Below are 26,914 nucleotides of genomic sequence, written 5' to 3' on the forward strand. Positions count from 1 at the left end.
ACCGTAAAAGAATCCATGGTTCTTTGGGCTATGTCTCGCCGGATCGATTTGAAGAACTTTACTACAAAAGCGTTAGTTAACTTCTCTTATTAGGTGTCTACTTTCTTGACAGAGGTCCAAATGTGCAGCTAATTTAAGAGTTTCTGCTGTTTCTGAGGCAATCGCTTGAAATTAGATGTAGTTTTTACAGTTACTTCTATAGAATTGAGAATTCTTACCGAATTAGCTGTATGTTTTCCCGATATTTCATATTGCAGCGCATCATCACTCCGACGAAAAAAAGCCAATCGTTGGATTGGCCCTTATTTGTTAACCTCGCTCGGTTTAACTCCCCAGAACTTCTGGAAGCTTTTGGAGAAATAGTTCATATGACGGTAACCAACCTGCTCCGAAGCGTCTGATACCTTGACTCCTGTGCTCAATAACTCCTTGGCCCGCTCCATCCGAAGCCGCAGCACATAACTGGAGAATGATTCCCCAATCGTTTCTTTGAAAATTCGACTTAAGTACGAATAATTGATGTACATGCTTTCCGCTGCAACATGCAAACTCAGCTCTTCCTTATGCAAATGCTCTTGAATAAATCGCATGACCTCATGTGCGGTCCGCTGCGAGCTGGACTGCCTTCGCTGTGCGATGGCTGAACTGATCCGGCCCGCCATCCGATTTAGCCAGCCTTCAATCTGTTCTCGGGTAAGTAAGGACGTGTACGACTCGAAGTCCTCATACTCGTTCTTCAGCGTACTACGCAGCGTCCAACCTTGCGAGTGCACAATCCGTGCAAGTAAGCAAGCCATCCGAAACAAGACCTCTCGCGCTTCCACTACGGGTATACCACTGGCGAACCCCGTCTCCATAATACGACGGACGAGTTCCTCTCTTCGCTCCTCCTGGCTGCCCGCCTCAATCACCGCCTCAAACTCACGTTCGATCTCTTGCAGAGCGTCCCACGAATCCTCTTCAGGCGTGTCATCACGATAGGGAATTGCTACGCCGTTGCCAAGAATTAGTCTCTCCTGCAGGGCAAGACGGCACATCTTATAAGCACGGGGCAGCGAGGAGCTTTCAGCCACAGGAGTACCTATGCCCGCACTTGCAGTCAGCTTTAAAGTATCTTTCACTGTCTCCAGAAGCGCAAGAATCTGCCCGTTCGCCAGCCCCTTCATCGCCTCGTCCCCTTCGTCCGTAGAAGCGAAGAAGATAGCTGCAGTCAAGCTATCGTCATCCTGTACGACAACACAATTCTCATTCTCCAGCACATCCCGAGCAATCGTAAACAGCGAAAATTGCACCAACTGTCGGTCCTTCACGTCAAACCGCTCGTTTCCCTCAGGTATCGGATCCATATCCAGAATAATCGGCAGCGCCTTTCGATTCTCTAGCCGTATGGCTAGATCATGACCCCTGCGATCGATTTCCCAAGCGGAATACCGGCCGTTCAACCAGTTTTTGTAAAACAACTCTTTCAAGTGAGGGAGATGTTCCTTCCATCTCATTTCCAGCAGCGTGGAATTATGCTTTTCGTTTAATTCTTTTTCCCGCAGCTGTTTCGCTTCCAGCACAGCCTCTACAATCTGCTCATTCTCTGCCGGCTTGATTAAATATTTGAATACGCCTTGCTCAATACTTTCCCGAGCGTAGTCAAAATCGTCGTGACCAGTCAGAATCAACAGCTTAATATGCGGGTAGAGCTGTTTGACCATCTTCGCCAGTTCCAATCCGTCCATTTCCGGCATCCGAATATCCGTCAGCACGATATCAATATGATCATTCTGAAGCACGGACATCGCTTCCTTACCCGTTGAGACGGCCGCCGCCAGTTCAATTTGCACCTCGGACCACTCGATCCCCTCCGCCAGTCTCTCTCGGACATACAGTTCATCTTCCACAATTAACAACTTCATAGCGTTTCGTCCTTCCCTATTGGAATCGTAATCGTGACCCGAGTACCTTTATTTTCCACACTGTTCACTTGCAGATCTGCCTGTTCTCCGTAGTACAGTTTGAGCCGTGACTTCACATTCTTCAGTCCAAAATACATATCTGGCGGAGAGCTCTTAGAAATCCGATACGAATGGCTTGTAATCGCGCTTAGCTCACTGCTCAAATGATTCATTTTCTCGGGCGAAATCCCCATGCCTGTGTCTTCCACCTGTATCAGGAGGGATCCGCCAGCCAGGTTAGAGCTAATCCGCAGCTCGCCACCATTGGAGTTTCGTTCTAGTCCATGTATGATTGCGTTCTCCACAACAGGCTGCAGGAGCAGCTTTAGGATTTGCATCGACTTGGTTGATTCCTCCAGCATTATCTGAACTGTAAAATGATCCGTCCGAATCTGCTGTACCCGGATATAGTACATCAGGTGCTGAACCGTCTCTTCCAGTGTAAACGTCTCACGTCCCTTACCGAGACTGACCCGGAAAAATCGAGCAAGATTGATAACCATTTCGCTAATCTCGTGAATTTTATTTTTAAAGGCAACCGAGTAGATTGAATCTAACGTATTGTATAAAAAATGTGGATTGATCTGCGATTGCAGGAGGCTGAACTCCGATTTGGCGAGCCGGAGCTCCTTCTCATAATCCTCTTCGATCAATAACCGCTGGGCCTCTGCCATCCGGTTAAAGCCGTTCATGACGGCTCCAAATTTATCCTTGCGGCGATGTACGATTTGTGTGTTCAGGCTGCCGCTGCTGAACTGCTTAAACGCCACCAACAGTTTCTGGAGAGGCTTAGAAATTTCCACATAGACGAGCCATGCAATCCATACCGCCATGATGATACTGATAACGATGATCAAATACGTAAACTGTTGCAGCCTATGCGTCAGCCGGAACAATTCCGAGCGCGGTTGATCCAGCTCGATTGACCAGAAATTGCTCGATTCTTTAATCGACATCACATCGCTTTCATTGCCATTCCCGTGTATGGCACCAGGATTTGTCTCCAACACGAAACCGTCATTATAAGACAGCCTGATGTTCATATTATCAGAGGTCTGGAGATGTTGAATGATTTTGCGAAAGGAAGCCTTGTCCACCGCAAGCACGAGCACGTTCGGCTCCTTGCTATTGCTCTGCACATCGAGAAGCCGAGAATAATAAATCATATCGTTATTCAGATAGGCCGACGATCCACCTACTTTAGCCGTAGGTACATGTACCACGAGTCCGCCATTCGAGTTCACCGTTTGCTTAAACCAGAACTCCTGCTTCACGTCTGGCCATCTTACGCCTCCGTTCTTCGTAGATACACCATTCCCGCTTTCCCCATGAATGATAAACGCCTCTTTGATCGAGCCATTCACATTTGTAAGTGCGGACAGCTGTTGCTGAACCGTATGTAGTCCGTACAGATGATCGGGGCTGAGGGGGTTATCAATATTGTTCCAAATATCGACAATGGACGAGTTCAACGCGATAAGCAATGTTTGTTGATCCATGTTACTAGTCAACTGATCCACGTACTCAAGAGTCGTCAGTAGCGCTCCCCGCGTGCGATCGCCGATCTGATCGTCCAGAATCGACTGGGAATAGTTATTAGCGAAAACACTGACGCTAACAAGCGGCAGCAATATGAGCAGAAAGGTAAGTGTTAGCTTGAATTGGATCGAATGCAGCCGATTAAACAGCTTCATCGTAAGCCACCTCTTTGGACTTTCCGCTGCACCGCTGAAGGCGGGTGGCCCATTATTTTTTTGAACACACGGTTGAAATGCGCCTGATCGCTGTACCCCAAATACTCCGAAATCTCCCCTATTGTCATTCGAGTGTTAAGGATCAGATCGCGTGCCGAATGCACTCGAATATGATGCAGATAAGTGATCGGTGTCATGCCCGTCACTTCCTTGAATGTTTGCGTTACATAGTTGGGAGCCCGGTCCACGAGTTGGGAAAGCTCCTCAATACGGATCCGTTCACGGTAGTGGGCCGAGATATAGTCCTGCACCTCGCGCATAAGCCTTAGCTTCGCAAAGCCAAAGCGCTCTTCCGATGTTTCCTGCACGAAATAGCCGAACAGTTCGATAGCGATTCCAGTACAGATGATGTCAGCATGCTCCCGTTGCCCGAACCAATGCTGCGCAAGCGTACTAAACCGCTGTTTGACGTAGTCAAACTGCTGGGCCTTCACCTTTCGGTAGGGTTCAAGATTAGTGAACGCTTTCATTTCTTGTCCAGCCTGCCCAGCGTGCAGATGAAAATGCGACGAATACTTCACATGCGGGCCATCTGGCCCATTCGTACCTGAGCGCATCACACCTTGCCGAATGTATAGAAAATCACCTTTTTCCAAATGAACTGGTTCATTCTCCACGATATATGTCACTTTGCCATGAGTCACAAGAATCAACATGTCCGTTAAAGTCGCGGACTCCTCCTTCTGCCACTCCACGTTCATATCATCAATAAACACCGATACAAGCTCCATCATCCACAGTTCCCCCTTCCCGTCTATACCTTAGAATTATACAAAAAAGAGTTGTTTCCGCAATAGTTATTTTTCAGCTATTCACTTAATATTGAACTAACAAAGCTTAAGGGGGCTGAACATTATGGCCATATATCCGGTCGCTTCCATCGAAGAAATTCCTTCCGGTGCATTCAAAATCGTACAAATTGAACAACGCTCCATCGGGGTCTATAACGTGAAAGGTGAGTATTATGCCGTGCATAATTATTGCCCGCATCAAGGGGCGGAGTTATGCAAAGGAGTGGTTTGTGGAACAACCCTTGAATCTCAAGTCTATGAATTTATCTATGGGCGCGACCAAGAAATATTACGTTGCCCTTGGCATGGCTGGGAGTTCGATCTCAAGACGGGTAAATCATTGTTCAGTGAAAAAGTGCGGACACGCACCTACCCCGTTGTCGTTGAAGATGGACAAATTGGTATCGTGATTGGTTAATAAGGAGGAGATATGAGATGAATCCCAACAAAGAGAAATTGTCTGTCATCGACTGTGATGTGCACAATCAGTTCCGCAGTAGAAACGACTTGATCCCTTATCTTGATGAGCCTTGGAGAAGCCATGCCGAGAGGTTCGGTTTACCCAATGCTGGACTCCCCTACTCATCACCAATTGGGAGTAAGCGCAAAGATGCGGATCCACCTAGCGGTCTACCATTGGGATCCGATCCGCATTATATGCTCGAACACCTGGTCGAACCGTTTAACCTTGATTACGCGCTGCTGTGCTCCGATTCAATTATTGGCGTGTCTGGTTATGCGGACACCGATCACGTGGCAGCTGTATGCCGGGCCTACAACGATTATCTAATCGCCGAATGGCTGCCCGTTAGCCCTAAATTCAAAGGATACCTGTGCGTCGGCACACAAGATCCGGTGGAGGCCGCGCGCGAGATTGACCGGGTCGGTCCACATCCAGACATCGTCGCTGTCAGTGTGATCGGGGGTTCCCGGATGCCGTACGGTCAGCGTTTCTTCCATCCGATCTACGAAGCATGTGAGCGCAATGGGCTTCCGCTTGTGATCCACCCAGGCGCCGAAGGCGCAGGTACCTTTAACCCACCAACTGCAGTCGGCTATGTGTCAAATTATTTGCAGTGGCATACTTGCTTGCCCCAAACCTTTATGGCTCATTTGGTTAGCTTTGTCTGCGAAGGCGTGTTTGAGAAGTATCCAGGGTTTAAAGTGGTGTTTTGTGAAGGCGGCGTCACCTGGTTACCTCCACTGCTTTGGCGGCTGGACAAGAACTTCAAAGCCTTACGCTCATCTACACCATGGCTGAAGCGAATGCCGAGCGAGTATGTGCGCGACCACTGCTTCTTGACGACGCAGCCGATCGAGGAACCAGATGACTTCAAGCACCTCGAAGCGATGTTCAACATGTTCGATGCAGAGAATATGCTGCTATTCTCCAGCGACTATCCGCATTGGGATTTCGATGATCCCACGAAGATCCTGCAACGACTCCCGCTTGAGAAGAAAAAGAAAATTTTCAGCGAAAATGCTCGTCAACTGTTCAAGCTGAAGTGAGTGCACGAAACTCCCTTCTCTCTGAAAAGAAGGGGAAAGGGAGTTTTTAGTTCGCAATATTTGGCTTTAACTGGAAAATATACAGCTATTCATGAGATATTTCCCTGAAAACTCGATTTAGCTGTATAACCTGTAGTTAAAATTGCCCCTTTTGCTCAGATTGGGTAGAATGGCTAAAATTAACTGTATCTTCTCCATCTATTCTACGTATTACCTGAAAATCCATAAATTTAGCTGTAGATAATCCATCTATTCACCTCTAGCATAGTAAATTCACCATGCTTCAATCCGACTAACTCACTATGTTGACTCAGCATTCTTGAACCAGCGTTACCAGGCGACTGGCCGCCTAGCGAAGACTTAAGGCCGCACAATATTAAAGAGCAGTTCCCCTTTAAGGTGAACTGCTCTACTCTTGTTTCCCGACACTACTTCTTGTTCAATTTATCATGAATCGCCTTGCCTTCTTTGGTAAACCAATCCTGCGAAGCTTTGATAACATCTTGTCTGCCAGCCGCGTCAGCCTTTTTGAAATACTCATCCAGTGCAGTAAGCGGCAATGCGCCATTGATGATTTTGGCGACGTACTCATTTCTCAGGTCGATCAACGCTCTCCCCTTGGCAAGTTCGACTTCCGTCTGGGGTCTGTATTGGTTGATATTGAATGCAGTCAGCTGCGCACCTGCTTGCGCAAAGCTCTTCATAGCTGGCTCATATCCGCCAAGCAATGCGTTAGGCAACCAAATGTCTGGAGTGTTCCACATTCTGTAGTACAGTTTATAGATGATTTGATCATAGGCAGGTTTCTTCGGAGTCAGTGCGCCATTGACCATGTCATAGTGAACGCCTTCTTTACCGAAATTCACAAACTTCTGCAAATCCTTATCTTTCAAATAGGTGTTCAATAGATCCACAGCTTCATTCGCATTTTTCGAACTTTTTGGAATGATATAGAAGTTGGATACAGGCGCAGGCATCGTATAGCCTTTCTGTCCATCTTTTCCTTCTACTGTTGGCAAGAAGCTTAACTTCGCATTAGCATCTGTTTTACTTAAACCTGCTTGGTAGGTTGCAGGATCCCAGTAGCCTGCATACACGGCTGCTGCTTTCCCCGCTGACATCTTCTCCGTCACTTGCTGTGTTTTGTTGAATAGGTACTCATTGTCAATCAAGCCTTCTTTGTAGAGCTTATTCAGGTAGGTCAGCAAATCCTTCAGATTCACATCCTGCGCATCAACCAGCTTGCCATCCTTAACAATGAAAGGGACAGCGAGGTTATTGATGCCGGACATTCCGAAAGCGGCGGTAATGACATCTAGCCCATCAAGTGGATTCCCGTTATTGCCAGCTGCTGCTACGTAAGGGATGGTTCCCTTTCCGCTTGGATCTTTGTCCTTCATCGTTTTTAAGAAGGTATATAACTCGTCGAGGTTTTTAGGTGCTTTCAGACCCAGCTTATCCATCCAATCTTGTCTAGCTAGAAATCCTGCACCAAGATCTACATTTTCAAATTTTTGAAAAGGAGGGACAGGAATGGCATATTTCTTCCCTTCCAGGGATACAGCCGTCCATGCATTCTCGGTCACTAATTTACCGACCTCACTGCCGAATTGCTTAATCGCATCGTCCACTGGCAGGAGAGCTCCCTGTGCGCTGAAACGTTTGAAAATATTGAGATCACTCGTATAAATCAGATCATACACATCACCAGAAGCAAACATCAAATTGTACGTATCCAATTGATTCGCTGCCGGAATGACGTTCCATTCTATATTGGTGTAACCCGTTTTCTCTTTGATCATGTTCAAAAATTGATTATCGTTTGCGCTTGCTCCTTGCTCGTAGCCCTTGACTCCTGCATTATCGGGAACGGCGATTCTAATTTTGGCCGCTTTATTCAGCTTCGGTCCCTGGGTAGCAGTCGCCTCTTTCGTTTCCTTGCTTTCTGGCGTCTTTTCATTACTGCAACCAGCAAGAGATACCGAGGCTGCAAGTGCAACTAGTAACGTTGTCGTGGACCATTTGTTTAATCTTTTCCGCATATTTATTTCCCCCTTCAAATATGTAGCTATTGTTTAACAGCACCTAGCGTTAAGCCTGTGACAAAATACTTTTGTAGAAAAGGATAAACGAGCAGGATCGGTATCGAAGAAACAAAGATGGCTGCGGCTCTGAATGTCTCCGATGCGATATTGGCCAATTGCTCAGGGTTTTCCAAACCATTCTTATTGGCAGCGGCCACTACGTTTTGCAAAAATAAAGGCAGAACCTGAACCTCTTTTTTCGTTAAATACATTAAAGGGTCCATGTAATTGTTCCAAATTCCTACTGCGCTGAAAATTGCAATTGTCGCTAGCAAAGGCTTGGAGATCGGAAGCATGATGCGGAATAGGATGGTAAGATTGCCCGCTCCATCAATTCTCGCTGATTCCTCAAGGCTATAGGGCAGAGACTCAAAGTAATTTCGTACCAGAATGAGGTTGAAAGCGCTCACCATCCCAGGAATAATAAGTACCCACAGATGGTTAATTAATCCGGTATTTTTAATGACCATATAGGTAGGGATCATTCCCCCGTTGAACAGCATTGTGAACACATACAGAATATTGATCGCTTTGCGGCCTACCAAATCCCTTTTCGCAATGGCATACCCCACACAAGCTGTAAAGAACACTTGAATGGCTGTACCCAGAACGGCGACGAACAAGCTGTTCGTAAACGCGGTACGAAAATCAATGCCTGATAATAACACTTGGTAAGCTTTTAACTGAAAGCCCATTGGCCATAAGCTAACCTGACCGCTGACGACATAAGCTTCCTCACTAACCGATTTCGCTAACAGTGTGATAAACGGTAGGACGCAAATGAGACCTACTGTTATCAACAATGTGTAATTAACAACCGTAAATACCTTTTCCCCGGTCTTCATCCTCTTGTCGAACAAAGCTATTTGCTCCTCTCTGCTGCTTATTTACCATATCCCTCGGTTCGAATACTTGCGACTAATCTTATTGGCCGTAACCATTAAGGTAAATCCAATAACGGATACAAACAAACCGACTGCGGTTGTATAGCTGTAACTGCCGTTCTGAATCCCTTCGCGGTATACATAGGTTCCGATGACATCCCCAACATTGTATACAAGGGGATTGTACAGCAGTAGCACCTGTTCTGTATCGCTGCCCAATAAGGTAGATACCCTTAGAATAATAATGAAGACGATCGTGCTCGATATGCCCGGGAGCGTAATATGCCACGTTTGTCTAAGCTTACCTGCACCATCAACGCTGGAAGCGGCATACAGATCAGGATCAATGGATGTTAAAGCGGCCAAGTAAATGATGGCGCTCCAACCCGTTTCTTTCCACGCCGTTGATGCGACGAGCACGCTTCGGAAGTAACTATCGTCGCCAAGGAACGAAATCGGCGAGATATCGAATGCCTTCAGAATGCCATTGATAATGCCTGTACTTGGGGACAGGATATCCACGAAAATTCCTGCAATAACGACCCACGATAGAAAATGTGGCAGGTAGGTGAGCGTTTGCGTCATACGTTTAACAAAGCCCGTCCTGACTTCATTCAATAGCAGCGCCAAGATAATAGGCAGAGGAAACTGAAAAATAAATTTGAACAGATTGATCAGCATCGTATTGCTCAACACGCTAAAAAATTTAGGATCGCTCAACAATGTTCGAAAATGAGCCAGCCCTACCCACTTGCTATCCAGTATGCCGTCGAATACCCGATAGTTCTTAAATGCAATGACGATCCCCAGCATTGGGACGTAACTGTAAACCAAAAGCACCAGTAAGGGGATCGAAATAATCAGATATAAATCTAGATTATGTACGATTCTTGCCTTCAGGCGATTTTTTGTCTTGGGGATCACACCTGCGTCTAGAGATTTAATCGCATGGGAGGGTGTAATCTTTGCCATTTCATCACCTCAACTCCTTGTTGTATAGCTTTATTTTACGTAAATGTACCTATCAGCCACAACAGGACAGAAGTAAGATATCACTGACAAAAATACGGATTATACGCTCCCCGAAGTCTTTAACTTTGCAACTGCTCGACAGCCATTGCCTGGTTCACTGTAAAACTGTAAACCGCATTCCTCACCATAATAGACTTGTATACGCTGATGTACGTTCTTCACGCCGTACCCTCTACTCTCCGTTTCAAACAGCTCCTTAAGCCTCTCTGCCGTTATCCCGACGCCATCATCGATAACCTCCAAATACATATAGGCACCTTCCTGGTAAGCACGGACCACGATGGTCCCAGCCCTCCCTTTTTTGGGCCTGATACCATGAATAACGGCATTTTCAACCAGTGGCTGCAAAATCATTTTGATCATAATCTTCTCTTCCAGACCCTCTTCGACATCCGTTATGAACTGCATGGCTCCCCGATAGCGATAATTGATGATCTGCATATACTTGCTGACCTCCATTACCTCTTCTGCAACAGAGATATGCTCCTTGCCTTCGTTCAAACTCAACCTCAAAAACTTAGCAAGTGATTCGGTTAATTCTGCGATTTCTTTCGCGTCTATTCGTAGGGCGCTCCATTGAATAATATCCAACGTGTTATACAAAAAGTGCGGGTTGATTTGCGCATACAGCAGTTTCATCTCCGCATCTTGTTTGCTAATTTGGGCCTGATACACCTCTTCAATGAGAGCTTTAATTCGCGTGCTCATCTTGTTAAAAGAACGCTGCAATCTTGCATATTCATCATTTCCTCGGATATTATCTTCTGTCTCAAAGCTACCTTTTTCTGCATGTTTAATAAGCTTCACTAGCTTTTTCAACCTTTTGGTAATGCTTCCTGAAATAATGAAGGCAGTAATGATCGCGATAATCGAGACTACCCCCGCCAAGCCGAGCATAAAGTTCTGAATCCACCTACTGTTCATCCCCAGATGCTTCTCCGTCATGAGCAAGGCAATTTGCCATTCCAGACCTTTCGCCTTGCTGAAAACAGCATAATTGGTTCTCTCCGCAGGTCCGAAACTGACAATCCCCTCATCCTCTTCCGGCAAAGACTTCAAAAAGAGGTCGCTAACACCGCTTCCCCCTGCCAGTAATTGTGTAGCTCCAATTCGCTTGTTAGGAGACATGACCATTGTTTCCGCCCCATCTGGAAGCCGAATATCATTTAGAATTTGCCAGATAAATTTGGCATCGAGCTCGACCATCACATAGCCAAGCACGTGCTGAAATCGGTTGATATCCTTGATCTCTTTTATAAAGAGAACTTCATCCCCCTGAACGATACTTAAATGTTCCACGTCGCTTGCATAGAACCACTTTTCTTTGATTCTGCCTTCCAAAAGTGGCTGTAGACCAGCTTCAAGTTGAAGCTGATCTATGCCAAAAAAATTAGGGCTAGCCGAGACAAAAGTTGGGTTGCCTTTCATAAAATAGCTAACCTTGAGCACATTGCTCTTGCCTACGTAATTGCTCACATTTTTGTTAAGCAGATTGAAGAAATCAATCACTTCCCCTGAAGTCAAAGCTCGCTCAGAAACCGTTCTTAGAATGAGTTGAATATCATAATTGCTTTGCGTCAAATCGGCAATGTTATAGGCGGTTTCAATGCCAAAGGCTATGTTCTTCTCTGCCTGCTTCAGGGTTTCCAAATATGCCTTGCCTGTCTGTTCAACCACTGATTTATGAATCGTAATATAGGAGAAATAGACCAACACCATAACCGGAATAATAATTAGAATTAAATAGGAAATAACCAGTTTGGTCCGTAAGTTGATGTTATAGTAGATGCCACTGAGCTTGTTTAACACTTTTCTCATAGCATTTTCTCCCGATATTCCATAGGGTTGACGCCCACCACTTTTTTGAAAATTTTGGTAAAATAGTGTGTGTCCTGATAGCCGACCTGATTGGCTACTTCATATATTTTAATGGAGGCATCCTTGAGCAGTTCCTGGGCCTTTTTTAAACGCACATGCGTGATATAATCGTTAATCGTGTGCCCTGTTTCTTTTTTGAATAACGTTTGGAGATGCCCAGGAGACATGAATACTTCTGCCGCCAGCTGCCCAATGGTCAGATTCTGATAGTAAATTTTATGAATAATACCCTCAACATCTCGAATAATTCGTCGGGACTTGCCCTTTCGCAACTCATTGGAAGCCATCTCCAAATAGATCAGCTTTTCGAGTACAAACAACTCGATTTGCTGAGGGCTCTGCATCGTTCTGAATTGGTGCAAGGACTCTTTCACCTCTTGCGCAATAGCAGAATCTACAAGCACGGATGCTTTGCGTATCGCTTTAATCAATAGCTCACTGCATATGGTCGTTAGGAACAGCATGCTTTCCATTTTCAATTGCCGAATCGTAATAAAGAGCTGCTGGACCTCAGTCGTTAGTCCGTCTGTTTGCCCTGTGGAGCACAATCCTACAATCTTCTCTATGGAATCCACAATAACCGGCAATCCCGTAGATGAGATGCTGCCTGAATAATATTGGCTAACATCGTCCTTCAATTGCTTCTCGGCTCTTTCTTTATCCAACTTAGCGACAACTTTGGCTACTACCTGCTTTAATTCCTCTCGATTAAAAGGTTTCAATATATAATCAATCGCGTCCAATTTAATTGAAGCCTTCACATACTGAATGTCTTGATGAGCGCTTATCATGATCACCATTACCGCAGGCTGCTCCTGTTTCAACTTGTCTACAAATTGAATGCCGTCCATCACTGGCATCACAACATCCGTAATCACGATATTTGGCCGCAGGTCACGGGCAACGAGCAGAGCTTCCGCCCCGTCTTCCGCTTCCCCCGTAATCTCGATACCCAGACTATCCCAATCGATGAGATCTCGCAGGCCTTCCCTCGAAATATAATCGTCGTCGACAAGCATCATTGTATACATGGGCAGGGACCTCCTTGGCAATTTGAGAGCGTTCTCTACATTGTATCTTACTGCGATCGAATTGCTCAATCAGAATGTAGAGTATTCACATGTTCATAAGACTCTTGGTGCAAATTCCACTTACTCATTCATAAAAGAAAGCTTAATTAACATGCGTTTCAGCATAACAGCCGCTTCCGCACGTGTCGCCGATTGTGAAGGTTGGATATTATTCCCCTGATCCCCAATAAGGATGCCGAGTCCCAACATCTTGTAAATAGCGTCCTTCGACCAGTCGTTTAGTTGGTCCATATCTAACAGTTGAGCGAAATTGGCAGGTGCATCGTAGTGATATCCTGTTAAGTGAAGTGCCCGATCCAGCATGACGGCGATTTCCTCCCGCGAAACAAATGAATCAGGATGGAATACTCCTCCATCATAGCCTTTAATCAGGCCGAAGGACACCGCAGTAAGGAGAGAACGAGAATACCATGCGGATGGTTCTACATCACGGAAAGTCATGCTATCACCTTTGTCCGGCAGGGCAAGCGCATTCGTTAGCAACTTAGCAAATTCGGCTCTGGTTATCGCATCGTCTGGACGAAATCTTCCCTCCGTATCCCCATTTATGAGCAAGCGGCCCGCCATGGTTTCAATATCTCCTTTAGACCAATGCCCGATCAAATCTGCAAATGTTCGGCTCCCCGTAATAAGCCCATAAGTACTATTTCCCATCCGGTGGATAAGTGCCATATAGGAGCCATCCGGTTGCTTGACGAACAAGGTTGGAACCGGGGCCAACGTGCCGTCTGCACGGAATAAAACCGCTGCGGATTTATCAGGATCCATATGCCCTGCAGGTAACGTACGAGCAGCAAACGCGCTTTCATAGTCATGCATCTCCGTTGCTTGACCGGAGGCATCTAGGATTGAAACGGAGAAGTCGACTGGCGCACCAGCTAGCGTAAAGCCTTCATCAGCAATAATTGTCCCCATCGCGTGAGCTTGTTCTTCTGACACGGGGGCAATCGTTATCGTGACCTTCGAACTCGCATCAAGTTTGAGTTGATCGATGGGCAGTTTATACATACCGACAGAGCTCGAAATGGCAAGAAAACCACTTCCCCCACTTTTAGATTGAATCGCTTGTAGAACCTCGGAGGGTACATCCACCGAAATGGATGCCGACTCCTGGGTTGGAACCATGATGACAAAAGTCGATTTTCCATTAGTTGAATGGATTTCTTTCAATACTTGCTCCACATTTAAAGCAACGCGTACAAGATTACCGGATTCGGCTGTGAGGCTAACTGCTTGTGCCGAAAATTGACTGGTTTGAGCGGGATCCGTGATAATGACTGCATCTGGGGCTAAAAGAGCCGGCTCTTTCCCAATCCCATCCGTATTAGGTACGTTTACACCACCTATATCCCCTACGTTGCCTGAACTGGATTCAGTTCGAATATTAGTCCGAAATGAAACTCCTGGGGATACGGCCACTTCCTGCAAACTGCGATTTGCAATTCTTAGCGATTGCCAGATGACCTCAGACTCCCCTTCTTTTAGCACGTTAAAAGTAAGCTCAGCCATTCTTACGGTACCGTTTGTCAGCTGTTCATTGCCTTCCTTGGACCAGGCAAGAATGATTGTCCCCTCACCACCATCAGGTTTTATCAGATTTCCGTTTGCAGCAGAATCTGCACGGATCAATTTAACTTTCTGAGGGTCATAACGAAATATAGCTTCGAAGGCAAATAACTCCGAAACCTGAGCTGTCGCAGTTACCGTGAAACTGCCCCCTACCTCTGGTAGGCTTGTATTACCTGATAAGGTGTAAGCGGATGCCGTCGGTACCGAATTGGCATGAGCCTGTAATGGGGCTATGAGCATACACAGCAGCAAAAATATATATAAGGGAATCCTGCTTTTCCAACACTTCAGATTATTAATTGCTATCATTTCTATGCTCCTTTGCACAAAATAAACGACTACGCCGTCCTTCGAGGTCGCCTCGCAGTGTTCATTGATATAAAAGCTTCGGGAGATTTGGTGTAATAAAACCAATCTCCCGAAGCTGGATACTTATTCGATTTTCATAGCAACTGCGGCCATATCGAGATAATCAATTTTCAGATCCTGATTGACATCGTATTGGCGAACAGTCGACCAATCAGCGCTTGCCGAGGTTTTACCATAATGGATCAAAATTGGATATAGGTCGCCGACGCTAATCCGATTGTCACCATTTAAGTCCTCAGGCTTCTGCTTATTCACGGTCAGTTTAAAGGCGTCTACGGCCCCTACAAGTAGACTCGTTGCCGCATCGATCTGTGCCTGAGTCACCGCTGTGTCGTTCTCTACTGCTTTGGCTGCGTTAATCGCCGATTGAAGCGTCGCCTTGGAACCTGCCGGATACTGTCCAATCAGTGTTCCCTCCACCGAAGCATTGTAAAGGGTTTCTGCGGCAACAATTGCTGCAGTTAAGTTCGTTTTGTTCGCATATTGCACGTTGATCGTAAGCTTGTAGGAAGCAAGTGTGCTCTCAAGTCCAGCACCGACAACGGCAATGGAAGCTGCTTGAAGATCTACAATGCCATTCGTTCCATTTGCTTTGGATGTAAAGTTCAACTCCAACACATCACTGTTCGCCTTAATAGCCTTAGCTGCACCTAAACTTGAAGCAATGATGCGCACTTGGCCCGCAACTGAGGTTTTCGTCGAAACAATATCGAAACCATCTTTTAACGACGCAGCTGAGATGAAATCTAATTTGGTCGCGTCATATGTTACTGTCGTATCCAGCGCATAAACGCTGTCAGTCACACTGTCCAAACTGTAGGTGACCTTGAAGTTTTGTCCACCATCTACCGTTGCAGGACCTGTCAACTTATTATTCAAGTTCTGATTAGGAATCGGTATTGAACCCGTACGCGTAAAGCGAACGCCATCGGCAAGAATAAAGTTACCTTGTGTATAGGCATTCGTCACAACTACACTGCCTGATTCCCCTTTAAGGAAAGGGTAGCTGCCAATTTTGTACCAACTTTTCCCATTTTGCGATTGGTTCACCAATACGGTGTCGGAACCTTTCGCATGATGGATGGTAAAAGGTGCATTTTGCGTCCCGGTCGTAATATGCTGCCATACATACACATCATACATACCGTCAATCAGAATAGCTGGCTTGTAGCTTACGCTAGATGCTCCGTCTTTGGTTGTATTTAAAGCGAAATTACCTTTGTTTGCATCTGCATTTGTCCTGCTTTCCCATTGGCCCAAGAGAGTTACGCCAGTCGAATCCGAATTATCCATGGAGATAGTAACGTTCTCTGGCACCAACTCAAAGCTAATGTTATCAAACACAACTTTTCCTACTCCTGAAAGTATACCTACATTGAGGACCAGGTTTATAGGTCCGGTGACTTCATACGTTTGACTGTAATTGACATACTGATTCGTTAACGTAACAGGTGCAAGCTGGTGATCCTGAGTCCCGTCCCAGATATTCAATTCAGGCTGCACATCGCTGCCTTCCAACTTTTTAATCTGCGCAGAGAATACATATGTACCAGGTTGGGTGATAGATACTTGCTGGTACAAAAACGTTCTATTACTCGGCGCTCCTGCCGAATTGAATTCAGCTGCGTTTTGCCCTGCAAATTGAGAAGTCTTCGTTACATAGGCATTAGTTCCATAAACACCTCTGTTCCAGCCCATCATCCAATCTGGTAATAACACTGCGGACGAGCCGCCTGTTGGGTCTCCACTTACGCGTTCGAAGTCCCCATTCTTCACTATCGCAAGCGGAACATCTCCCGTAACTTTCGTGATTTGTAATGGAGCTTGAGAGACAATAAACAAGCTATTCTTTTTCAATAACCGTTTCGTTCCATCGAAATCCGTAACCGGAACGGCATTGCCATAGGCATCCTGCGCGCTAACGATTTGCTCTGCGTTGGCTACTGTGGCATATAACGTTAAGTCATCCGCTGATAGTACACTTAAAAATTTACCATCCGTACGTCTCAGATAGTGATTGACTTTCAGGAAATTAGCCCCTTCAAAGCCAGTATAAGAACCTAAATACTCGTCAGCTTTACGAATATGGTGCTGCAACGTCGCCATCGCCTGATACATTTCTGTAGGAGATTGGGAATGCCGTGTAACAAATGTATCATCACCCGGTGTGCCCATGTTGAAATATTTGGCTGTACCTGCTGCCAAGAAATCCATATAGTTCCACACAGTGTCGTAGATGCGCCATGGCGTATAGGTGCTATTAAGCGGGAACACCTCCGATTGCCACAGCTGTAGGTTGGGGTGAGTCGTTTTCGCTTGCCCATAAGCGGTAAGTATATCCGCTATTCCCTGCGTTCCGCCATACCCATGCACATTGTAAATATCGTAGTAGTTGACGTTATCCCCCTTCAGCATATTAACTGCCAACTGACGATCCGCCGACGGGTCAGGGGTTGCAAATCCGCTTGTTGTTACGTAGAGGTCAAGGTCTTGCCCCGTTGCCAGCTTATATTCGGATTTCACCCGTTGTGCTTGTTCATAAGCTATTTTTTGCATCAAAATATACTCTTCGTTCGTTCCTGAGAAAGCAGCTGCGATCGTCTTGGGATTCGAAGTTGGGTGGAAATTCACTTCGTTGACGACTTCCCAATACTTCACCTTACCGGCATAGCGCTTCATCGACTGGTAGACATAGTTGGACCAATCCTCGCCAGTTCCTGGCGTCCCATTCGTAAACTTGATATCCTTTGGTACCCAACGTTCTGCGCGATACATAAGATCGTTCATGCCTGCCGGAATATCCTGTTCTGCTGGTCTAGTAGAAGCCCAATCAGAAGGGTACCCCAGCACGGCGAGCACATCCATTCCTGCTTCTTGTGCTCTCTCGACATAAGCATCGCTTTTGTCCCAAACGAAATTGCCCTTGGTTGGTTCAACGGCATACCATAAGAACTGTAATGCACCTTCCCAACCGCGCGTGGCGCTCGTATTAATTTTGGTCCATGCAGACATATCATAGTCATAATTCGCATGCTGTCCATAATAATTGGCATATTTCCCATCAGCAACGCCCGCTTCATCTACGGGTACTTTGGATATGCCACTCTTATAGATGATAGGTGCGGAGTCGCTTGAACTCACCGTTGTTTCCAAATACCAGAAGCCAAGCTTGTTCTTCAGTAAGGGAAGCGGCAGCTCCTCAATACCATACGTACCCCCTGCCGCTACTTGCACAGTATGGTTCTCGGTAAACTCCATCTTTCCGTAAGGATCTGTTGCTTTAATGCTTACGTTGTAGGTCTTGGTATTATCTCCATAATTAACCGTCATCACCGGATAGACAGCGTCTTCGCCTGAATAGAAAACTTGTTTCTCATTGCGGAATGCAGGCTTTACTACACTATATTTAGATGAGTTATGCCATGGTGTAATAAACTTTTGGGATTGGACGTCTTGCCCAGATGTAATGTCAGCGAGTAGTGCTGTATCCGTTCCTCGGCTGAACGTCTGTGCCGTGTGCTCCAGTTCACTTGCATTTAGCGCTTTGGTCGAAACCTTAACTTGACTGACATTGAACGGACTACTGCGTTCTACCATGAATTCGTAGGGCATGAACTTCTCCAAAACCGCTGCAGCAGTTACAGGCGTTGGAGGTGTAATTTCAACACCATCTTTATAAATGGCGGCATAGCCTCCAGTTCCCATTTTCCAAGTAAATGCTAGATTGAACGACTGACCGACTTGATAGCTAAGCTGATTCGGCTGCGCATACGCATAAGCGCCATTGGTTCCTTCTCCATTTCTCACAAAGAAGGTTAGCGGTTGTTCATACACCGCATTCGCACCGGTAGGCTTCTTGCTCGGCGGCGGAATATGAGCCTGTATTAATGTATTACCAGGACCACTTTGTTCTGGAATTAATTTGAACAAGAAATCCCACGTGTTACCGAATTCCTCGTAGGGTTTATCCAAACGCACCCGAAGCTCAATCGTCCCCTCATTCGGATTGAAAATGCCAGGCGCATAATCGCGGTACCAGGTCGGTGTATCCGTGAAATTATCTGAATCGCCACCGCCTGTAACAGGACTCGGAGCAATCGTTACTGCGAGGTTAATCGTAGTCGATGCATTACCCATACTAAGTTTTATGTTAGCGTTTTCATTTACATCCGAAGTTGTCAAATTCTTAGCTTTTAGTAGTAGTTTACCGTCTACCACTTTCAAATATGTACCGTCAACAGGAGCTACTGCGGTAATTTGAATATTAGGGTTACTTGAATTTCCCGTCTTCAATCGAAGAACCTGTTCATATACGCTCGAACCAACTGTCGTACTAGCAGCAATTGTGCCTGTCACTTCGTATTTCGCTTTTTCCAGATCGACTGCCCATTGGTTCATGGAAGCCGTCATGTCGGCATCACGCGCAACTTTGATTGCATCCAGTCCTGCTTGGTCTGGCAGCTCTCCGACTTTGATGAATTTAATGCCGTCAATTGCAATCGGAATCGTGCCATTCGCAGCAGGCGCTACTGGCGGGAAAAACTGATACCCAGTTCCACCAGCTGTAACCGTATAAGTCTGTCCGCTTCGGAAAGGGTATACGCCGTATTGTACCCATGCATCTGTCCCATTGCCTGAATTCGGATTGTTAACGACATGTTCGCCTGTGGCGTGCGTAATCTTAAACGGAACATTACCCGCATACCAACGCGTCGTAGCAGGCTTCCTTACATAGAATTCATACATGCCATCCTGCGGAAATGTAGGTGCAAACGTCATGCTTTGAGGCGTTGCCTTGTTCAAATTCGCATAAGTAAATCTGCTTTGATACGTTCCACTTGCGCCTTGAATGAAGTTCGCCACGCTTGGCGGAGCTGCAAGTCCCGTGTATGTGACACCCGGATCTTGATCATCTAGGATTACACCAATCTCCTCAGCGCCTAACACATCACCTGTAGCTGCATAAACGGCACTCATTCCAATCGGGACGATACTGATAAGCAGCGTCGCGATCATGACCAGTGCTATTACCTTTTTAACAACACGACTTTCCCGTACGCTTGTCATCTTCTTCAACATTTCCAAACACACCTCCAAAGATTATGATCACACCAGTAATAAGACTTCAGTCACCTCAGCTCTTATGGGTATGATCTTATTCTAAGAAATGGATGTATGCGTTCACAACAGGACAGAAGTAAGATATCTATGACAAAAGGACGGACTATTTTCAACGCTTGCCAATATCGGAATTCATCGCCATAAACTGGCTGGGCATAACACCGACTGTAGCCTTGAATGATCGACTGAATAAATAAATGCTTGAAAAGCCCACCTGTTCAGCAATAGCAGTTAAGGTTTGCATCCCTTCAATTATTCTTAATTTCGATTGTTCGATGCGAATATGTGTCAAATATTTATGAATCGTAATACCAAGCTGATCTTTAAATAGAAACGATAAATGATTGGTCGAAATTCCGACATGCTCACTTATCGTATGATTATCCAGTTCAGGATCCCAATATCGTTCATTAATGAATGTGATGGTGTTTTCAATAAAAACCCAGCCCTTCGTTAGCTTTCCCTCTCTGCTGTTTTGACCCACTTGTCCCTTCATAAAAAGGACTATTAACTCCAAACAAATCCCTTTAAGGATCAACGAATAACCTGGTCTCCGATCCAGAAACTCTTTCTGCATCTTCAGGAATCTTTTCTTTAGCTCGATCTGGTCCGGCAATTGCAAATGAGAAATGGGGCTTGTAGATGCAAACTGCATCTCTTTATCGGTAATGGCTTTACGCTCTTCGGTAATCACTTGGTCTTTCCACGAGCTTCGTTCTTCGTCATAATACAAGTCAAAATGAACGATATATTGGATCAAAGGTATCTCTGACGTAGAGCGAATAATATGGGCCATGAAGGGAGGCATAAGAAGAATATCCCCTTCCTTCACCTCATATTTGACTCCGTTCAAAAAAAACTCTGCTTCACCTTGTTCAATATAGGTAAAAACATGGTCATAATCCATCCATTCACCCGCCAGAGAGAAGGATTTATGAATTTTGACCACTCTAACGAAAGGCGTTATGCTGTTCATCCAAGTCTCCATGCACTTCCCTCCTACGAAATGATTGATGGATGTCTCAATATATTTGTTGAAATTCTAAAACCTTGCATGCCAAATACATTATTGTCCAAGTATAACTGAAGGGTATTCATATTTTCCATATCCCAGCGCAAAGATCCTTTGGAGCCATTGATTTCAAGGCGATTTCCACTACGGTTTCCCTTGCCAAAAAGCGATGCTATTGATATCTATGATATCAATAGCATCCCTCTCGATTAAACGACGCAAATTCGAACTTTTATTTTGAGACTCATGTCTCGCTCCAGTCAAATAAAACACCGCTGTACTGATCCTTATTCAGTCGAAGACCCTCATAAGCTTTCTTAGCTTCATCCGGCTTCAGCACATGGCTGATTAAAGGCTCAATCTGCAGCCGCTTCTGCTTCATCATCTCGAAAATAATGCTCGAGTTTCTGACCAACGAATGTTTGACAAACTCATTAGGTTCAATTGGGTAACGCCATTCATGTGCTCCCTTGAAGGTAATGCATCCCCTGCCATATAGATGGCAGTAATTCAGAACATCCGTCACGTCCGTGTGATACTCACCGCGAGGACTGCCTAAGAAAATGATTTCACCTAATTTGCCGATATAGGGGAGACTCTGAATTGCTACTTGCGGGACCCCCGTTGCTTCAATATGGGTGGAGACTCCTTTGCCATAGGTAATATCGGCGATTCGTTCCTTCACACTGTCTTGTCCACCATTCAAGCCATAGATCACACCGCACTGCTCGGCGGTTCGAAGTCGTTCCACAGATAAATCGATACCAATCACAGTAGCACCTTGGGCTTGCGCCAGTTGAGCGGCCATATTACCGATAAGTCCAAGCCCGGTTACGCTAACATAATCCCCAAATTCAATATTTGAAACACGAATCGCTGTCGTCGCAACCGTTGCCATGCGAGTAAAAGGCACCCATTTTAAATCCAAATTCTTTGGAACTTTAAGGAAAGTCCCCTTTATGGAAACAACCTCATACTTGGAGTGAGTCCCGTAATGAAAAACAACATCACCGGATGCAAACTCGGTTACGCCCTCCCCCACTTCCACGATCTCACTTACCGCTGCATATCCTGGGATACCCGGCATCTGGAACCAAGATTCATTTCCCGACAGCATGGCCAGTTCTGTCCCAGGACTGATTAATGTATACAGCTTTTTAACCAAAACCTCCTCTACACCAATCCTCTCAGAGAAGCTCTCTTCCATCGTTTCAACTTGCCACGGACTTAGAAATATTACTTTTTTGTTAATCATCGCATCGATACACTCCTTTATGTTGATCTCATTTTCAATATAAATGTTTTTACATGGAGCGTCTTTGACGTAAAAAATGATTTTTTATCTAAAAGCACGAAAACCTTAGGGCTCCGTGTTTTGTTTCGTATTCCTATTGTTGTATCGGAGACCACGATGGCCAAAAATGCAAAAAAAACTCGCTGCGCGAGGCAACGAGCGACTGTATTAAATGGAATAATTTTACACATAAAAAGTGTTATGCATTGACCCGTAATAACTCTGCTCTATACTCACCTGGCGTCTTACCGGTTTCCATTTTAAATGCTTTTGTAAAAGATTGAACCGTCAAGTAACCTACCTGATCTGCAATCTCCTGGATTTTTAGACGTGGGTCGCCAAGAAGCGTTCTGGCAGCAGCGAGTCGACGCTCCGATACTCTATCCTTAATTGTCATACCGGTTTCATCCTTATAAATTTTGCGCATATGAGAAGTACTAATTGTAAAAATTTCACTTAATCGTTCAATCGTTAGATCATCTGCAAGATGGGCATGTAGGCGACCATACTCTGCATCGTTTCCATTTCCAACAGATCCGTATGCCTCAATTGTTGAATGACCGGCTGAAAGCCGAGATTGGCGTCATCGTCCATGGAGACGAGCACAACGACGAATGCCCCTCTTTCGGGCAAGCTCAATCCGTAATAAGCCAATCGTTCCATCGTTTGCGGTAATATTTGCTCGTCGCCGCAAACCAAACGTTGCAAAAATTTATTCCGACTCTGAATCTCATAATCTTTCAGGAGCGTAGTCAAATCACGGTTCTAATCCATAAGACTGCTGACGTTGCGTTCAATTTGAACGATCTCCTTGGCATGTTCAGCCCGCCTATCATCAGGTTTCTGATCGGTGCCGCGCATCGTAATCAACAGCCAGTTCTTCGGGTTGACGATTCTTTTGGACAGCAGCAGCGAGAACCGCCAATTCAGCAGTTCGGATAAAAAAAAGCAGTGGGGTTAGACAATAAAAAGAGTGCCATTCACCTAGCCTTCCTGGCTTGGTGAGCGGCACTCTTTGTGATCCTTTTAATAAGTAATGAACGGTTTCATTGAAATAAGAGCTTTAATCAATCTTTTCCATGGGCTATGGTAAAAGAGTATCTACCAGAATGAGGGTATTAGCTTGAAGGCCCCCCTCCACTGTGGTTGCTGTAATCGTAGCTGTCCCATTGCTTAATGCTGTCACATTACCCGTCTGATCCACAATCGCAACAGTTGGATTACTCGTCGTCCACACCACTTTTTTGTTATTCGCTTCTAGTGGGAATACCATTGATTGTAAATGGTAGACGTTATTCGTCACGGTATCTAGTGCGGCATTCATGGCAGAAAGCGTCACATTCGTAACAGGTACATACTTTGTCACCAATGTATCGTCGAATAAAGCCGCCGTATTGTATGACCTAAATCCAATCGCTCCAGTTCCTAGTGAGTTATCCGTGACGGATATCTTCTCTTCTCCGTTTATATATCCTTTCACTAAAGAACCATTCACTAAGATCTTAGCGGTATACCAAGTATCTAAACTGAGCGTTTGGGATACCGTAGCCAGAATGGTCCAGTTCCCAGCTTGTTTTTTCAATATTTTCAACTGGTTGCTTGCTCGATTCAGTTGGAAATAATACATATTATTACCGTTCTGGTATCGGAACAAGAGGCCTGCTCCCGAACTTCCCACACCTTCCGAGGTCATTTTGATTCTTGACTGAACGGCAAAGTTAGTCCAACTTGTATTCCCCGCTGATATTAAATTTTCACCTGAATTCGAATTGGCAGCCAATAACTTGTTAATCCCATCTGTCGTAACCGTCCAAGTACCGATTACTTGGGTCCAGCCCACAGAATCCCCATCATCGAAGTTATCACTGAAAAGATTCGTGCCTACAAGATCTTTTACACTTACATCGTCATAAACGGACGCGGTGTTGTAGGCCTTAAAACCAATTTTCCCCGTGCTGAATGTTGTATCTGTCATATGAATCATCTCAACGCCATCTAGATAACAGATGATGGAGGATCCGTTGACAACGACCTTAACGGTGTACCATTGATTCCATTCAAACGGCTGCGTAACCGGTGTACCTACCGTGGTCCATGTGCCCGCTTGTTTTTTCAAGACTTTTATTTGACCATCCGCTTTATTCAATTGAACCGCATACATATTATTGGCATCTTGGTAACGGAAAATGAGACTTGCCCCCGTCCCCCCATATCCTTGCCCCGTCATCTTAACCTTCGCTTGGACCGAATAGTTCGCCCAGGATGAGGTACCTGCTGTTATCTGACCGTCTGTTGATGGAATACTTAGCACTTTAGAACCTTCCGGCACCACATTCCATGTGCCTAGGGAGGAGGTCCATCCCGTGGAATCCCCATCTTGGAATTGATCACTATACAAGTTGCGATCATAATACTTATCATATTCGTATACCCAAGTGCCTGAAGATGTTCCTACATATACCCTTGGCAAATTAGGATGAAAGGCGACCTTCCATATATCCTTGGTGCCTTTAAGTCCTTCAACGACCCGCCAGTTCTGACCGCCGTCCAATGTTTCGAATAATCCTGCACTAGGTGTTAATCCCTGATTATCTGTTCCCCCTGCTACGAGATGCAGTTGATTATTAGGATCCTGTGCGATATCAAAAACAGGTAAAGTACCGCTTAAGCTTTTGACCAAGCCATTCGAATCATTTATATTCGTTAGCGTACTTCCATCAAGACGGTATAGCCCCGATGCAAAGCTGCCTATCCAGAGTCGATCTGCAACAAACAGATCCGGTACGATATTCTGAATACCGCTGATTGAGGAAGTCATCGTTACCCATGAAGAGGGGGAACCGCCATTCGTTGACTTTGAAATAACTCCTCCATCGGCTGACCATACAACATCTCCATCGAAAGGAGAAACAGCCGCAACACCTTTATCTAATTGGCTCCAAGTGAGGCCACCGTCTATGCTTTTATTTTTACCTGCATAAATTATGTTATTGTTCTGGGGGTGGTACATAATCACGCGAGCTCTCGAAGTCATCTGTGTTCCTGAAATCTGTGTGAAATTTAGTCCGCCGTCATGGCTTTCCGATAGGATTGTATGTGAGCCCCAATCCCCAATATTGATGAATAAATGCTCAGAATCCTGAGGATCGCGTGCGATCGCATGTACAGTCCTGTGCCCACCATACCTTGGTTCGTAGCGATCATCCATCAAGTACTGAAACATCGGATACTGTTCCGCACCATATACGTTGGATTTTACAAGACCACGATCGATGGCTGTAATATAGATATTTTGATTATTATTGGGATCAAAGAGGAATCCACTGGCACGTAATCCAGAGAACCCGCTACTGGAGGGATACAAACTTACACCGCCATCTTTGGACTTGTAAATCTCGTTATCCAACGGCACCCATACGATATTGGGATTTGTAGGGTGCGTAGTAAAGGCTTCACTAAACCATCCCCAGTTGTCTTCCATGAAAGAGGTACCATTATTAACTGTGGAAGCTTGCCATGTTACTCCCAAATCTGTGCTGTACCTCATACTATACTGTGAATTTCTAATGGAGAGATATAATCTTGCATGACCATTGGTACCTGGTGCTCCAAACAGAAGTTTGGTAAACTTCCCGTCTGTTGGAACATCGATTCTCGGTACCTGTAAGTCAGTCCAGGAACTCCCTGCGTCAGTACTGGTATATACCTTCCCATCTGCAATAGCAAACCATTGATTGGCATTGGTCGGATTTTCCGAAATGCTGGCAGCTTCTAATCCGGAAAATCCCGTATTTTTCGCCACCCACGTCGCACCGTCATTCAAACTGACTTGAATACCACTTCCGTATGTCGCCGCCATGACCGTGCCGCTCGTGGAATCTACAAATAAGTCATTGATGGCTTGGTCGATTAGACCGATATTAGTCCAAGTCTCTTTCTCTCCATTACCAATAGATTTGAAAACTCCCTTACTATGTGAGGCCACATAGATCGCTCTGTTGCCATTACTCTCGATCCCTCCGAAACGAATCAGCTTATTGGATGATTTCCTATAGAAGGACGTGCTTAACACTTGCTTCCAACTAGTACCGCCATCTGTACTTTTCCATATTCCAGCCAAATTGGACTCTTGCATTATGTTATTGGCCGCATGTGGTGAAGCCGCTACATAAGCAATTTGTTCATTATCAGGATCAAAGGCGATATCCATCGTCCCCATCAACCCAAATCCCTCATTACTCGACCTCCACGTTGCACCTCCATCCTCGCTCTTCCAAATCCCTGAAGTATCTGTTCCCATAAGTAGATGCTGTGGATTCGCCTGCGAAACAGCCATCGCGTAGACCATCTGCGAGGCCTCTCCACCTTTATACCCAATAGCCGCTTGCTCCTGGGGCGTCATATGGTTTTGCACCCACCAAGGCGTGTCATAGCGAGTTGTTGTCAATGCATCGATATCGGTTCCAGCAGGTAGGGATATCGGTGATACTGGTAATTGTGTCATCGCTTCAGCCCGCTCCGTGAAAGGATTAAACATGAACATCAGCATGATGATTAACATGCCAGCCAACTTTTTTTTCATT

18 protein-coding genes are annotated in these 26,914 nt (G+C 45.5%); 3 read left to right on the forward strand and 15 right to left on the reverse strand.

Going from position 1 to position 26,914, the window contains the following annotated elements; genetic code table 11:
* Positions 1 to 302 precede the first annotated feature (302 nt).
* From HQN88_RS30765 to HQN88_RS30775, 3 genes are read right to left on the reverse strand one after another with little or no spacing between them, the layout of a single operon-like run.
* A complete protein-coding gene (locus HQN88_RS30765; RefSeq protein ID WP_173119489.1) occupies positions 303 to 1,904 on the reverse strand; it encodes a response regulator in 1,602 nt (533 codons plus the stop codon).
* Positions 1,901 to 3,637, reverse strand: coding sequence for a sensor histidine kinase (locus HQN88_RS30770; RefSeq protein ID WP_173119491.1), 1,737 nt, complete (start codon positions 3,635 to 3,637; stop codon positions 1,901 to 1,903). Before HQN88_RS30770 ends, HQN88_RS30765 begins: the two co-directional genes overlap by 4 nt.
* Positions 3,634 to 4,431: a helix-turn-helix domain-containing protein gene (locus HQN88_RS30775; RefSeq protein WP_173119493.1), complete on the reverse strand. Its 798-nt coding sequence runs from the start codon at positions 4,429 to 4,431 to the stop codon at positions 3,634 to 3,636. The genes HQN88_RS30770 and HQN88_RS30775 overlap by 4 nt, the downstream gene beginning before the upstream one ends.
* Before the next feature lie 121 nt (positions 4,432 to 4,552).
* On the opposite strand from HQN88_RS30775, the gene HQN88_RS30780 reads away from it, so the two are divergent.
* Positions 4,553 to 4,906, forward strand: a complete 354-nt coding sequence (locus HQN88_RS30780) for a Rieske (2Fe-2S) protein (RefSeq protein WP_173119495.1) — start codon at positions 4,553 to 4,555, stop codon at positions 4,904 to 4,906.
* 17 nt (positions 4,907 to 4,923) lie between these two features.
* Positions 4,924 to 5,997, forward strand: coding sequence for an amidohydrolase family protein (locus HQN88_RS30785; RefSeq protein ID WP_173119497.1), 1,074 nt, complete (start codon positions 4,924 to 4,926; stop codon positions 5,995 to 5,997).
* 428 nt (positions 5,998 to 6,425) lie between these two features.
* On the opposite strand, the gene HQN88_RS30790 is transcribed toward HQN88_RS30785, so the two are convergent.
* From HQN88_RS30790 to HQN88_RS30840, 11 genes are all read right to left on the reverse strand, one after another.
* Positions 6,426 to 8,039: an extracellular solute-binding protein gene (locus HQN88_RS30790; RefSeq protein WP_173119499.1), complete on the reverse strand. Its 1,614-nt coding sequence runs from the start codon at positions 8,037 to 8,039 to the stop codon at positions 6,426 to 6,428.
* A 26-nt stretch (positions 8,040 to 8,065) separates the two neighbouring features.
* Positions 8,066 to 8,941: a carbohydrate ABC transporter permease gene (locus HQN88_RS30795; protein ID WP_173119501.1), complete on the reverse strand. Its 876-nt coding sequence runs from the start codon at positions 8,939 to 8,941 to the stop codon at positions 8,066 to 8,068.
* Positions 8,942 to 8,968: 27 nt separating this feature from the next.
* A complete protein-coding gene (locus HQN88_RS30800; RefSeq protein WP_173119503.1) occupies positions 8,969 to 9,937 on the reverse strand; it encodes an ABC transporter permease in 969 nt (322 codons plus the stop codon).
* Between the two features lie 99 nt (positions 9,938 to 10,036).
* Positions 10,037 to 11,815 carry a sensor histidine kinase gene (locus HQN88_RS30805; RefSeq protein WP_173119505.1) on the reverse strand — a complete coding sequence of 593 codons (1,779 nt, stop codon included), beginning with the start codon at positions 11,813 to 11,815 and terminating at the stop codon, positions 10,037 to 10,039.
* On the reverse strand, positions 11,812 to 12,906 hold the full coding sequence (locus HQN88_RS30810) for a response regulator transcription factor (protein ID WP_173119507.1): 1,095 nt from the start codon (positions 12,904 to 12,906) through the stop codon (positions 11,812 to 11,814). Before HQN88_RS30810 ends, HQN88_RS30805 begins: the two co-directional genes overlap by 4 nt.
* 120 nt (positions 12,907 to 13,026) lie before the next feature.
* Entirely contained in the window at positions 13,027 to 14,844 is a 1,818-nt protein-coding gene (locus HQN88_RS30815; RefSeq protein ID WP_173119509.1) for an S-layer homology domain-containing protein, read from the reverse strand.
* Positions 14,845 to 14,967: 123 nt separating this feature from the next.
* Positions 14,968 to 19,983, reverse strand: coding sequence for a golvesin C-terminal-like domain-containing protein (locus HQN88_RS30820; RefSeq protein ID WP_173119511.1), 5,016 nt, complete (start codon positions 19,981 to 19,983; stop codon positions 14,968 to 14,970).
* 151 nt (positions 19,984 to 20,134) lie between these two features.
* Positions 20,135 to 21,013 carry an AraC family transcriptional regulator gene (locus HQN88_RS30825; RefSeq protein ID WP_173119513.1) on the reverse strand — a complete coding sequence of 293 codons (879 nt, stop codon included), beginning with the start codon at positions 21,011 to 21,013 and terminating at the stop codon, positions 20,135 to 20,137.
* Between the two features lie 268 nt (positions 21,014 to 21,281).
* Entirely contained in the window at positions 21,282 to 22,292 is a 1,011-nt protein-coding gene (locus HQN88_RS30830; protein WP_173119515.1) for a zinc-dependent alcohol dehydrogenase, read from the reverse strand.
* A 238-nt stretch (positions 22,293 to 22,530) separates the two neighbouring features.
* Positions 22,531 to 22,881 carry a helix-turn-helix transcriptional regulator gene (locus HQN88_RS30835; RefSeq protein WP_337995187.1) on the reverse strand — a complete coding sequence of 117 codons (351 nt, stop codon included), beginning with the start codon at positions 22,879 to 22,881 and terminating at the stop codon, positions 22,531 to 22,533.
* Positions 22,803 to 23,039: a hypothetical protein gene (locus HQN88_RS30840; protein WP_173119518.1), complete on the reverse strand. Its 237-nt coding sequence runs from the start codon at positions 23,037 to 23,039 to the stop codon at positions 22,803 to 22,805. The genes HQN88_RS30835 and HQN88_RS30840 overlap by 79 nt, the downstream gene beginning before the upstream one ends.
* On the opposite strand from HQN88_RS30840, the gene HQN88_RS30845 reads away from it, so the two are divergent.
* A complete protein-coding gene (locus HQN88_RS30845; RefSeq protein WP_173119520.1) occupies positions 23,034 to 23,273 on the forward strand; it encodes a hypothetical protein in 240 nt (79 codons plus the stop codon). The genes HQN88_RS30840 and HQN88_RS30845 overlap by 6 nt on opposite strands.
* Positions 23,274 to 23,415: 142 nt before the next feature.
* Here HQN88_RS30845 and HQN88_RS30850 read toward each other — a convergent pair whose 3' ends face one another.
* Positions 23,416 to 26,913 carry a 3-keto-alpha-glucoside-1,2-lyase-like domain-containing protein gene (locus tag HQN88_RS30850; RefSeq protein ID WP_173119522.1) on the reverse strand — a complete coding sequence of 1,166 codons (3,498 nt, stop codon included), beginning with the start codon at positions 26,911 to 26,913 and terminating at the stop codon, positions 23,416 to 23,418.
* Position 26,914 lies beyond the last annotated feature (1 nt).

The sequence above is a fragment of the Paenibacillus qinlingensis genome (assembly GCF_013204845.1).
GTDB classification, from domain to species: Bacteria; Bacillota; Bacilli; order Paenibacillales; family NBRC-103111; genus Paenibacillus_E; species Paenibacillus_E qinlingensis.